Origin of the sequence: Labrenzia sp. VG12 (assembly GCF_002237595.1) — a bacterium.
GTDB lineage: Bacteria > Pseudomonadota > Alphaproteobacteria > Rhizobiales > Stappiaceae > Roseibium.
Window position 1 is genome coordinate 2,125,528 of record NZ_CP022529.1, and the last position, 12,154, is coordinate 2,137,681.

The 12,154-nt window shown below is 61.4% G+C and carries 9 protein-coding genes; 4 read left to right on the forward strand and 5 right to left on the reverse strand.

Annotated features, from left to right (window positions below; translation table 11 throughout):
- Positions 1–31 precede the first annotated feature (31 nt).
- From CHH27_RS09965 to CHH27_RS09975, 3 genes are all read left to right on the forward strand, one after another.
- Positions 32–1,720, forward strand: coding sequence for a flagellar biosynthetic protein FliO (locus CHH27_RS09965; protein ID WP_094071452.1), 1,689 nt, complete (start codon positions 32–34; stop codon positions 1,718–1,720).
- 74 nt (positions 1,721–1,794) lie between these two features.
- A complete protein-coding gene (gene fliP, locus CHH27_RS09970) occupies positions 1,795–2,487 on the forward strand; it encodes a flagellar type III secretion system pore protein FliP (RefSeq protein WP_371681842.1) in 693 nt (230 codons plus the stop codon).
- Between the two features lie 104 nt (positions 2,488–2,591).
- Entirely contained in the window at positions 2,592–3,662 is a 1,071-nt protein-coding gene (locus CHH27_RS09975; RefSeq protein ID WP_094071453.1) for a DUF2336 domain-containing protein, read from the forward strand.
- A 29-nt stretch (positions 3,663–3,691) separates the two neighbouring features.
- Here the strand turns inward: CHH27_RS09975 and CHH27_RS09980 are convergent, their stop codons facing one another.
- The 5 genes from CHH27_RS09980 to CHH27_RS10000 form a co-directional block, all read right to left on the reverse strand.
- On the reverse strand, positions 3,692–7,909 hold the full coding sequence (locus tag CHH27_RS09980; protein WP_371681851.1) for a hypothetical protein: 4,218 nt from the start codon (positions 7,907–7,909) through the stop codon (positions 3,692–3,694).
- A gap of 172 nt (positions 7,910–8,081) precedes the next feature.
- Entirely contained in the window at positions 8,082–8,816 is a 735-nt protein-coding gene (locus tag CHH27_RS09985; RefSeq protein WP_094071454.1) for a MotE family protein, read from the reverse strand.
- Entirely contained in the window at positions 8,813–9,367 is a 555-nt protein-coding gene (locus CHH27_RS09990) for a DUF6468 domain-containing protein (RefSeq protein WP_198338388.1), read from the reverse strand. Before CHH27_RS09990 ends, CHH27_RS09985 begins: the two co-directional genes overlap by 4 nt.
- Positions 9,364–10,593 (reverse strand): flagellar motor switch protein FliM, encoded by a 1,230-nt coding sequence (gene fliM, locus CHH27_RS09995; RefSeq protein ID WP_371681852.1) that lies wholly within the window; start codon positions 10,591–10,593, stop codon positions 9,364–9,366. Before fliM ends, CHH27_RS09990 begins: the two co-directional genes overlap by 4 nt.
- A 17-nt stretch (positions 10,594–10,610) precedes the next feature.
- On the reverse strand, positions 10,611–11,126 hold the full coding sequence (locus CHH27_RS10000) for a flagellar basal body-associated FliL family protein (protein WP_094071456.1): 516 nt from the start codon (positions 11,124–11,126) through the stop codon (positions 10,611–10,613).
- Between the two features lie 285 nt (positions 11,127–11,411).
- Here CHH27_RS10000 and flgF point away from each other — a divergent pair, with 285 nt between their 5' ends.
- Positions 11,412–12,152, forward strand: coding sequence for a flagellar basal-body rod protein FlgF (gene flgF, locus CHH27_RS10005; protein WP_094071457.1), 741 nt, complete (start codon positions 11,412–11,414; stop codon positions 12,150–12,152).
- The last annotated feature ends 2 nt before the right edge of the window (positions 12,153–12,154 follow it).

The following is a 12,154-nucleotide window of genomic DNA, read 5'->3' on the forward strand; positions in this document are numbered from 1 at the left end:
CAATCCGCAGGCGGGGCGGCACGAGGGCAAAATGTACAACTGGATCGAAACCACATTCAATGTGAGCGGGGGCGTCACGCAGGCCATTGCCGTCATTCTGGCGCTTGCAGTCGTCTTGCTGCTGTTTGCGCTGTTCATTTTCATCCTCAAGCGCCTCATGGGTGGCCAGACCAGCCCGAACCGCAATCGGCAACCGCGCATCGCCGTCATGGACAGTGCCACGATTGATGCCAGGCGGCGCCTTGTTCTGGTGCGACGCGACAATATCGAACATCTCATCCTGATCGGTGGGCCGAGCGATGTCGTTGTTGAGCAGAACATTCTGCGCAATGCCCCGCTCGCACAAACGCGCCCCGGACAGGCGGCCGGCCTCGGCGGTCAGGCTCCTGTGAGGACACCGGTCGCCCCAGGCCCCGATATCCCCGCACGACCGGACGACCTCGCCGCCCAGAACGAACCGACACCACCTCTTGCAGATCAGGCCCGCCCACCGGCGCCGCCCGTTGCCGCCAGCCCTGCCCCCCTGCCTGCACGTGCCGTCCCTGCGCCCCAGACCCGGGAAATGCCATCAGCCGGCGCAGTGCGCCCGACACCACCAGCCTTTTCCAAATCCGCTGAAACGTCGCTGCCGCCGCAAGCGACACCGCCCGTTGCCAGCCCGTCGGCGCCTGAAACTCCGCCCGCAACCAGCTCCAGTGCTGGCAAGCGCCCGGACCGCGCCGCGGACCTCCTGAAGGCCGCCGCCCAGAACGGTTTCAGCCGAACCTTCGGCAAGGATAAAAAGGAGGCGCCGAAAATCTCCGAGGACCTGGCCAGTGCGAGCAAAGCGGAAACTGCGGCGCCTTCCCAAGCGGCTGCCAGCCCACCGGAAACACCCTCTGCCGCACCAGGATCAACCGCCAGCTCCAGACTGAAGTCCCTTGCCAGGCCCTTCAGTCCACGCGAACGGCCGTCCTACGGCGGGCACTCGATCTCCCCGCCCGCCTCCGGTCCGGCAGCGCGTGCCAAAACAGCCTTGCTGAAACCAAGGGAAGCCGCGAACCCACAGGAAAAGGTCGAACCGGTCATGGGCGCTGCGGGAGCGTTGTCTGAAACCGAGCCATCAGGCACGGAGACCGCACACGCAGCCACAGTCGTCACCGACACCACTTCGGTGGCGCTACCGGCAGCCACCGGGGAAGCAGACGCTCAGATCGCTCCCGCGGCTGCCGAAAGCGCTTCTGAGGTCGAAAAGGAAGTTTCCAAGCAAGCCGAGGTCGAGCCCAACACAAGTGATCAGGACGAGGCCAGTCAGGACAAGACCGACGCTGCATCTGCGGCAGATGACAAGACTGCAAGCGATGCCGCGACACCCGACGCAAATGGTCCTGACCAGACGCCGGACATTACCCTCGACATGAACGACCTTCTGGAAGATCTGCCGCAAGCCGGAACGCCGGCAGCTGAAGCCACCAGTGAAGAGAAGGCGCCCGCAGGCGCCGACCAGGCACCTGCCGAACAAGAACCACCAGCCGGCCAGGACGCCTCGGTCAAACAGGACGCGCCACAACAGGCGCCGTCCAATGCCGCCCCCGCCATCCAGCACCGTCCATCGGAGCAGAAAAAGCCGGCCGAACCGGTAAAAGCTGCCCCCCGGCCCACCGGCACCCTTGGAGACAGGAACCCGATCGAAGACGAAATGGCAAAGATCCTCGACGAACTGGGTGGGCCGTCGAATTGAAGACGAGTGTCCTTCAATCTTGCTGCCGGCATTGGAAGGCGGGGACGGCCGCGCTGCTGGGAGCGCTCCTGCTTGTGGCTGCCGGGCCAGCCTTGGCGCAGGAAATTTCCGTCGGCTTCGGAGACGACGCCAGCCTGACGGAACGCGCCGTTCAGCTCGTCATCCTCCTGACCGTTCTGTCCCTCGCACCTTCGATCCTCATCATGGTGACGAGTTTCACGCGCATTGTCGTGGTGCTGTCGCTGCTTCGCTCCGCCATCGGGCTGCAAACGGCGCCGCCCAACATGGTGATGATCAGCCTGGCCCTGTTCCTGTCCGCCTTCATCATGATGCCAACCCTGCAGGCAGCCTATAATGAAGGCGTGCAGCCGCTGGTCGACGGCGACATCGAGATCGAACAGGCCTATGAGCGTGCCTCCGATCCATTCCGCACCTTCATGTTGTCCCAGGTGCGCGAGAAGGATCTTGCCCTGTTCCAGGAACTCTCCGGCCAGGACGCTCCGGAAGGCCCGGAAGACCTGGCGATGGCCACGCTCATTCCCGCCTTCATGATTTCGGAACTGCGCCGCGCATTCGAAATCGGCTTTCTGCTCTATCTGCCCTTTCTGATCATCGATCTGGTGATTGCCTCGGTGCTCATGTCCATGGGCATGATGATGTTGCCTCCTGTAGTGATCTCGCTGCCGTTCAAGCTGATCTTCTTTGTTCTCGTCGACGGCTGGAACCTGGTGGCCGGATCACTGGTGAAGAGTTTTGGCGGTGGTTGACGGGTGATCAGCCTTCCCAAAAGTAGAAGAATATTAAGAAGAAACTGAAATATTGAACTTTCCAGAGGGGAGACGTCCCTCCCATTTTTAATAGCGGCAGGTCAGTGTTAAGAGATCAGCTTGAACAGCTCGCCCGGATTAAGGAACCCGAAGCGCGGTCGAAACTCATTCGAACGCTTGTCGGCGAGTACGCCCGTTCGGAGGAGCACGACCCGACCGAGACCGAACGGGAGCTGTTTTCCAGGATCGTGCTCTCGGTCTTCGATCAGCTTGATCGCGCGGCCCGTTACGAACTGGTCGTGCGGCTCGCCAAAACGGACCGGATCATTCCGGATCTGGCCGACAGACTGGCCCAGGAAGACTACGAGCTGTCCGAACCGGTGATCGAGTGTTCCCCCATGATCAGCCAGGATGCGCTCATGGCCCTGGCAAAGAACGGCGGCAACAACAAGCGTCTGTCCATGGCGCACCGCGCCGACCTGAGCGAGGAAATCACCGACACGTTGATCGCGCGTGCCAGCAGAAATGTCGTGCATGCGCTCCTCGACAACCTGGAAGCCCCCTTTTCCATCAAGGGCACACTGGCTCTCCTGATCTTTGCAAATACCGAGGCTGAAGTGCTCGCCGGGATTGCAAGGCGCGCCATGAATGACGAGGAATTCATGGAGATGCAGATGGACATTCTGGAGACCAATTGTCCGCTGGTACCGCCTCCCCTCAAATCGGCCCTGGAGAGCGGCGACCTGATCCGGCTCGCCAGCAGCATTGAAGGCGCTCAGCGCGACGGCGGTGTCGAACTGGATGGCATGCACTATTCGAGGCATGAAGCCAGCATACAGATCGCCAATGGCGAGCTGTCATTCGACGCGATCCTGCGCACCCTGTTTGAGCAGGCGCGTCTCGACGCCGCGATCTGGCTGATCGGCCGCAAGATCAATCTTGCGGACGATGTGGTTGCCGACACACTGAAATCCGATGCGGACGGCGCCATCATGCGTCTGATGTTGCAAACCGGCATCCACGAAAAGACCTATCGTGATTTCCTCAAAGCGCGCTGCGAATGGCTCGACCGAAGCACCCGGTCCATTCCGGAACTGGTCATGCGCTACAAGGCCGAACTGAAAAAGCCGCGCAGAACCGCAGCTCAGCCCGAGATGCAAAAGGTGGCAACCTAACTTATCCGGTTTTCGAGAACGGGGCAGGCTCAGCCGGCAGCATCCGCTGGCTGATCGGGACTGCGGTCGGGCGACATGTACTGCCTGCGGTATTCGGCCAGGAAAGTCTCAAGGGAATCCGTATCCGCCAGCCTGTTGGCGACCTCCAGGAATTCCACACCCTGTGCTTCGATCGGCCGGGTGACGACTTCGAAGGCAAAGGCCTCGGCGCTGTCGGCCATCTTGTCCATGTACTTGTTCTGCAACCGTTCCAGGCTGAGCTGGTCGCCTGCAAGCGAATAGGCAATCGCGGCCCGCAGAATATCCCTGCGCTCCAGGTCGTCCAACGGAATGTTGTCGGACCAGCGCGAGCCATGCATGGCCTCCAGCTGCTCACCGGCGTCGCGCCAGCTTTCTGCTGCCCAGAACGTGTCGGCGCGCAGCCGGTCGACATCAGATCCACGCATGTTGCGAACCAGCTCAAGGGCAAGATCCGGTCGGCCACTTTCAGTCAGAGCACGCGCTTCGACAATGTTGCGCTGACGTTCAAGGGTTGAGGGCAGGCTTGCCTGCCGCGTCCGGTTCAGAACGCGAAGCGCTTCTTCCGCCTTGCGATCCATAAGGTAGATCGCCGCAAGATCTGCTGCGATCTGTGCCCGTGCCGCTCCCTTCAACCGGTTGTCGACCTGGTGGCGCAGGAGTTCCGTCGCCTGGTCCAGGAGATCGACTTCTACGAGCCGTTTGGCGAGCAGGCGCACCATTTCGTCGCCCTGGCGGCCAATCGGCGTCATCTCGCGAAAATCGTAAAACAGGGCCAGAGCCTTGACCGCAGGCATCTCTTCAGCCTTGCCATCCAGGAACAGGGCGTTGAAGAGGCCGTTCATTTCTTCCTGCAGCAGCCGCGTCGTGTCTGCATCCGGCTCGGCCTGCACCGCCGACTTCATCGCCTCGAACGCTTCCCGGTATTGCCCGCGCTCCGCATAGAGCTGCGCCAGAAAGCGCAGGGTCTTGAGTTCGATCTCGTCCCCGCGCCAGGACGTCGCCAGGCCCGCCAGCTGATCGATGGTTTCATCGACGGTGAGTTCGCCGTCCCTGTAGCGGATGCGCAAGGCGCGATATTCGGCCTCTGCCGCCCGCGGACGATCGTCGGACCGGGTCACCAGATCGAACACGGTCAGGGCTTCCTGCGATCGGCCGGAGGCATCTGCAACGCGCCCACGCAGGATGTCGTAACGCGCGGCCTGCGTCCGCGTCACCTCGGACGGCTCGATCTCGGCCAGGATCCCGTTGGCAACGCCAAAATCATTGACTTCGACCATCGCCTGGGCGGCGGCCAGTTTGAATTCGGTCTGAATGGCGGGCGGATAGTTGCCGACAACGGCGCGTCCCCGCGGCATGGCGATGCGTGCGGAGGTCCAGTTGCCGAGCTTCACGTCGACGAGCGTTTGCCAGACCGCCGCATCCGGGCTGTTCTTCAGATCCGGCCGGTTCAGGTGTGAAAAGGCCAGTTCTGGCCTGTCCGCCATCGTCTGGGCTGCCCCCATCATCAGGTTGAAGGAGCTGTCTTCCGCAAGAGCCGGTTCTTCTTCCAGGGCAAGTTTCATCAGGCCCAGCGCTTCCTGGGCGAACTGGTGTGCCAGGTAGAACCTTGCCAGGGCCACGAGAGGTTTGCGGCGCCGACCTTCGGGAGCGCGGGAAAGCTTGTCCTGCAGTTCCAGCAGACGCGACCGATAGGCCCCGGGTCCTTCCGTGCTCAGGGAAACAAATTCGACGTAATTTCCGTCATCCGGATCAACGATATTGTTCAGCGCGCCGGTGCCGCCGCGCAGGTAGTTGTTGGAGAGGGCCAGCCCCCCCTCTTTCTCGATGATGACGTCGTCCCCGAGGATCTTCATCTTGACGCCGTCGGATTTTGACACCACGGCAATGCCCTGCGCAGAACTGAGCGCTTCCAGGTCGACAAAATTCTGCGGCTTCAAAAGCCCGCGCGGCGGCCCGAACCCCGTGACCAGCGAAATCGAGTCGCCGACAAACGGATCGGTCACCTGGCGGATGTTCTGCGGGTCCTGATACAGCACACGGAGCACGGAGCCGCCGTCCCCCCGCACATTGCGCTCAAGCTGCAGGGGCCGCGAAGGTTCCAGAATCAGGTCCCCGATCACCAGCGACCAGGCATTGCCGTCCACGCCGACAGTCGCCAGCACCGGGTCATTCATGTCCAGACGCAGGATCTGGTAGTCGTCGAACTGCTTGACCTCGATGGTTTCCGCCGTTTCGGCGAGCGCAGACACCATGCCGCGTGTGTCGATGGTGGCATCGGTATCAAACACCAGCCAGATGCTGTCATTGCGGCGGAAGACGGCACTGGAGACCGGCTCGGAGAAGGGAAACACCACCCGCACCGTGTTGCCGATGCGCCGGGCTTCGGCAGAAACGAAGTTGCGCACTTCCTGCGCAAAACTTGCCGGAGGCGTTTCGGGAGAGGACGCAGAATTATTCAGATCACGGCCGCCATTGGCACGCCAGGTCTCCTGGGCCGGGGCCGGCTGGTCCGGCAACTGAATGCCCGCCGGCACATCGCTGCCGCCAAGCGTCGGTGTGTTCTGGATCTGAACCGGCGCCGCCCTGTAAGGGGCATTGGGCTGCTGCCCGCGATTGATCGCCTCGACCGGTTGCAGGGTCGGGATGCCGTTGTTTTCCGGCACGGCCTCTGCCTGCGGCTCCTCGATCTGCTGCTGCGACAGGTCCAGCATCGGCGCCTGTCGCTCAAAATCCTCCTGGGGCATCGGTTCCGAAAGCGGCAAAGCGCCCGGATCCACCTGCGCGACCTGCACAGCGCCCTGCGGCAGCGCGGACACACCTTCATTCTCCGTTTCACCGGAACCGGCGGCAGGTGAAATGGCGGCTGTGGTCAACCCATCGTCCGCAACTTCTTCAGACTGCGGCAACGCCTGGGCGGCAACAAGCTCTGGGGCAGGAAGCGTTTCGACCGCCGGGGCGGTCGTCGGGTCAACAGGGTCTGCGGCAGCGATGTCCGTTTCGACGGAAACTCCTGAGCCTCCGTCGTCGCCATCCTGTGGAGGCCCTTCTGCGGTCACAACCGGCTTGGTCCTGGGCACCATCGCAATGCGCGCCGGCTCGGCGCTCGCGCGACCGGCTTCCGGCACCGGTTCGCCGGTCGCGGCCGCGGACTGATCGGGAGCTTGCCCACCTTGACCGGGCGGCGCGGGCGCCCTCGCGCCATCGGCTCCCGCAGGCTCGCCAATGGGAATGACCGTATAGGCCGGCGATTCATCTGCGCGCGATTCCTTAAGCACCCCGCCGCTGGCTGTTGTGGTTGCCCCGGCCGGCGGCAGGCCGCGCGGGTTTTTCACCTCGCGCGTGTCACGCAGCCCCGGCGCCGTAATCATGTCCTTGCGGTTCTCGTTGTCCGCAACGGACAGTTCCTTGTTGATCAGCGCATTGGCCGGATCATTGGCTTCCATGTTTTCCGGCGTAACGTCGATGACATAGGTCTGCTCTTCCCGAAACGCGCGGATGTCGACGGACGGTTCGACGCGCATCAGAAACTTCAGTTTGCCCTGATCCAGGAAGGAGGTTGCGTCGATGACACCTTGCGGCAGATGTGCGCGCAAATGGGCAATGTCGAGCTGGGCGGGGTGATTGAACGTCACCTTGATGATGTCATTTTCCCGGACGAAGGCCGTGTCGAACTTGATCGACCAGTCGAACACCAGCCGGGTAAATGTCGGGTGCTCGCCCACATGAAGGGTTACTTCCGGGCCTTCCTGGGCCTTCAGCCGCGCCTGCTCCAGAGCCCTCACCTTGCGCATGGCCTCTTCGGCACGCTTGGCCAGATCGCGTACGACATCATCCGGCAAGCCGGGCGGCAGGCCCTGCCAGGTCATTGGAAGGATGTCGACAAAAAGCTTCTCACCCGCCTCAAGCGTATTGATCTGATACTGGTTCTTCAGCGCAAACCGGATCGCGCTGCCATCCGGATCACGCCGGGCGATCGTGACATAATCGCCGAGATCCAGCGGCACGTCGTCCACATTGATGTCGATCGGTTCCTCAAACGAGATCCGCAGGACGCCGCCGGTAATCACGGCATCATAGATCGGCAGCAGCGTCCGGTCCTTGAAGGTCAGCACGATACGGCCGAAGCCTTCTTCCTGCGAGACATTGAGTTCAACGGGCTCGAGAGGCTGCGCCTGCACCGGCCGAACGGCCATCATGAGCATAAGGACAAACCAGAAGCCGGCCATCAGGTACAGCAAACGCGGCGCACCGCCGGCACCGGCAGTACGGGAGCTGTTTTCTGATGTCAGGAACGGTCCTGGCAAAGTGGTAAATCCTCGGATGACGCCAACACACTATTTTAGGTCTGGTCTTGTTAACGTGCCCTTACGCGCTCCGCGCAAATACAGCCTTTTCCGGTCAGTTGGAGGGAATTTTCGGCAAGGTGTCCTGTGCAGGCGCCTGTGCCCGCACCGGCTGCGGCGGCTGGACAGGCTCCGAGGCGTTACTGGCGATTGCAACCGTCAGCCGCTCTGCTGCCTCCGGATGCATCTTGGCAAGAATGTCCGCCATCTTCCGGGGTTTCATCTGACGCACGACCTTCATCAGGATCGGCAGGCTCAACCGGTCGAAAATCCGCGCCGCGTCCTTTGGCTTCATGTTTTCATACATGGTCACCAGACCGGCGATCTCGTTTTCTTCCTGCCTCTTCTTCTCTTCGACGGCGGCCTCGATCCGCTCTTCCAGTTTCTTCAGTTCGTCGACACGTTTCTGTATGCGTTCCTCGGTGGCCTTCAGCAGCTTTTCACGCAGGTCCAGCTGCCCTTCCTGCTGCTGCAGGGACTCCCGCCGTCTACCGAGGCTTTCCAGCACCGCACGCTCGGCGGCCGACCCACCGATTTCGAGACTGTCCGGCAGAACGGGCTGGTCCGGAAGCTCGGCCGGCGGCGGCGGCGGTGCCATTGCGGCGCCCTCGCCATCGGCCATTTCCGGCATGTCCATGGTCTGCTGATCACCGCCCGCCGGCGTTTCCTGTGCGACTGCCCCATTGATGGAAATATCGCCGCTTTCCGGCCCGAGCGTCAGGCCAAGCAGCTTCAGGGCGAGCAGCGCACTCGCCGAAACTCCCAATAATGGCAGCAGTCTCAAATTCATGCAGCAGCACCATTGCGTTTACGGAACTGTTCCAGCCGTGCGGTCGCTTCCGCGGCAGCACTGCGGATATCGGAGGCCCGGCTGCTCCGACGCGGTTCCGGTTCCGCCGCTGGCACCGGTGCGAAATCTTCCGCCACGGGCGCATGGTATTGCGGTTCCAGCGAAGGCTGGGGAGCATAGCCATGCTGCCGGGGCGCGGGTTCGCGTTGCGGCGAGGCCATCCGGGCTGCGTCGGCAATCTGGGATATCTTGGTAAAGACTTTCTCACCTTCGCCCAGTTGGCCAGCAAGGGTGTGAGACATGGTTTCCGCTTGCTTAAGGCGATGCCCCAAAGTCTTGTCAGCTTCCGCTGCGGTGGTCTTCAGGCCCAGGATCGCCCGTTCGGCAATCTCCGTTGCCGTCATCAGTTCCGAAATGGTCGCGCGAAGCACTTCCTCATCCGCCCGCAGCCGCTGAAGACGGCGGTTCAGCGTCCAGCAATAACCGATCGTGATCACCAGCAGCACAGCGACCAGACCTTCGATGATCATCCCGAGTGGCAAAGTGCTCATTGTTCTCCCATTTCGCTCTGCATGGCGCGCTCGAAGGCCGCCAGGGTCATTTTGGGCTTGCGCAAATTCTTTGCGACGCGGATGGCAATCGTGTCGTCCACCTTGCCGAGCGTTCCCTCGGTCAGTGGGACATTGCCGCATTTGATCATCACCGGATCGCTCGGCTCCTTGTCGAAGACAAGCGTCTGGCCGATGTCGAGACTGAGCACTCGTCCGAGCGGCAGGTAGGTCTCGTAAAGCACGGCATCGATATCGACCTCGGCCGCATGGATTTCCGTTGCCAGATGCCCTTCCCAGATCGGATCGCGGCCGAATTTCTCGCCCATGAACATCTGCAGGAGCAGATCGCGGATCGGCTCGAGCGTCGCATAGGGCATCATGATCTCGACAGAACCGCCACGGTCCTCCATGTCGATGCGAAGTTCGACAAGGATGGCTGCGTTGGCCGGTCGGGAGATCGCGGCGAAGCGCGGGTTGGTTTCCAGGCGTTCCAGGTTGAAATGCACCGGCGACAACGGTGCGAAAGCCTGCTCGGCATCCTGAAGGATCAGCGCCACCATCTGCTGCACCAGACCCGTCTCGATGGTCGTATAGGGACGGCCTTCAACACGCACCGCCGAGGTACCGCGTCCGCCGCCAAGCAGAACGTCGATGATGGAATAGATCAGGCTCGATTCAACCGTGATCAGGCCGAACCCGTCCCACTCCTCCGCCTTGAACACGCCCAGAATGGCCGGCAGCGGGATGGAGTTGAGATAATCGCCGAAACGTACGGAACTGATGGAATCCAGCGACACTTCCACGTTGTCGGAGGTGAAGTTGCGCAAGGAAGTCGTCGTCAGCCGCACCAGGCGGTCAAAGACGATTTCCAGCATCGGCAGGCGCTCATAGGAGACCATTGCCGAGTTGATAAGGGCCCGGATGCCGCTCTGGTCACCGGCGATCGTGTCTTCAATGTTGAAGCCGAGGAGGTTGTCGATTTCCTCCTGGTTCAGGACACGGTCAGCGCCGCGCGTGGCATTTTCCAGATCCGGTTCGCTGTCGTCGATCATGGCCGCCCACTGGGCAGCCATGTCGTCGGAACTGCCGGCGCCCTGCTCCTCTAGAGCAGCACCCCAGGCCGCGGCGAGATCTTCATCGTCGTCGCCGCCAGCGCCCTGCTCGGCAAGAGCCGCGCCCCACGCATCCGCCATGTCCTCTTCGGACAGATCGTCATCGTCGTCGATGTCAGCCATTCAACGTCTCACTGAACAAGGATTTCCTTGAACAGCACCCCTTCAACCTTTGCCGGATAGACCGACAGATTGATCCGCCGAAGCAATTCTTCCTTCAGGCGGAACAGACCAGCAGACCCTTCCAGGTCCGCAGGGCGCAATTCGCGGAGGTAGATCTGGAATGCATCCAGGATCCGCGGCAGATACGGCTGGATCTGCTCGATCATTGCGCGATTCTCGACTTCCAGCGCGATCCTCACCTTCAGGTAGGTGGTGCGCCCGTCCGTCGCCAAATTGACCGTCATTTCCGGCAGGTCGTAAAAGACCACCGGTTTTTGAACCACCTGAGGCTGGTCTGGGTCTCCCGGCGTGGGCGCCGGCATGCTGTCGCCCATCATGAAGAAATAGTAGCCCGCGCCACCGGCAGCGAGCAGCAGAACCAGGCCAATGCCGCCAAAGAGGAACAGCTTTTTCTTGCCGCCCCCGGCGGCACCTTCCGCACCATCATCGCCGTCTTCGTCGGCTGCGGCGTTTTCGTCTGTCATTCCGCACTCCGCTTACAGCCTGGCGCTCGCGCGCGCTCTATTTATTACTAAAGAGTTAATGGTTAACGATTGGTTACCAATCCATTAACGCGAGTCACCGGGCAAAAATTGCCAAGTGGTTAACTTCTGCCGGAATCTCTTGCCGCACGCACCTGCCCCGTTGGTCTTTTACCCAGATTTCCCAAGGATTTAAAAACTGGCACGCCTCGTGCATTAACCTTAACGAGCCCGAAGGTCTGGGGAGATCCGGCGGCTCATCGGGGAGCATGAAGGGAACCGTTCACGATGGAGAACGCACAGCTAGTCGCCTTGTCACGGCAAACGGCCTTACGGAATCAACTGAACGTGGTCGCCAACAACATGGCGAACATTAACACATCGGGCTTCAAGACGCAGAACCTGCTGTTTGAAGAGTATCTGATGCCCGTGGCCGAAGCGACGGAGTTTCAGTCGCAGGACGAAACCCTTTCCTACGTCCATGACTACAAGACGCACACGGATTTCGCCAATGGCAGCTTCAAGCTGACCGGCAACGACCTCGACATGGCGCTCGAGGGAGACGGCTTCTTCGTCATCCAGATGGAGGATGGCACCGAAGCCTATACACGCAACGGCGCCTTCCACCTGGATTCGACCGGACAGCTGGTCACATCCGAAGGCCGACCGGTTCTGACATCGGCAGGCGCCCTCACCTTCACGCGCGAAGACGGTCTGATCGAGATCGCCGAGGACGGCACGATCTCCACCCAGCTCGGCGTCCGCGGCCAGGTCCGTGTCGCATCCTTTGAAGACAATCAGGCCCTGCAGAAACTGAGCGAAACCCTCTACCAGGGCGAAAACCCGGGGGTACCTGACCGGTTTCGTGTGGTTCAGGGCGCTCTGGAACAATCGAATGTCGACGGCATCTACGAGGTGACCCGACTGATCGAAATCACCCGTGCCTATGAATCGGTTTCCAAGTTCCTGAAGGACGCGGACGAGCTGCGTCAGCAGGCCATTTCGACGCTTGGCAGATTCCAGGCCTAATC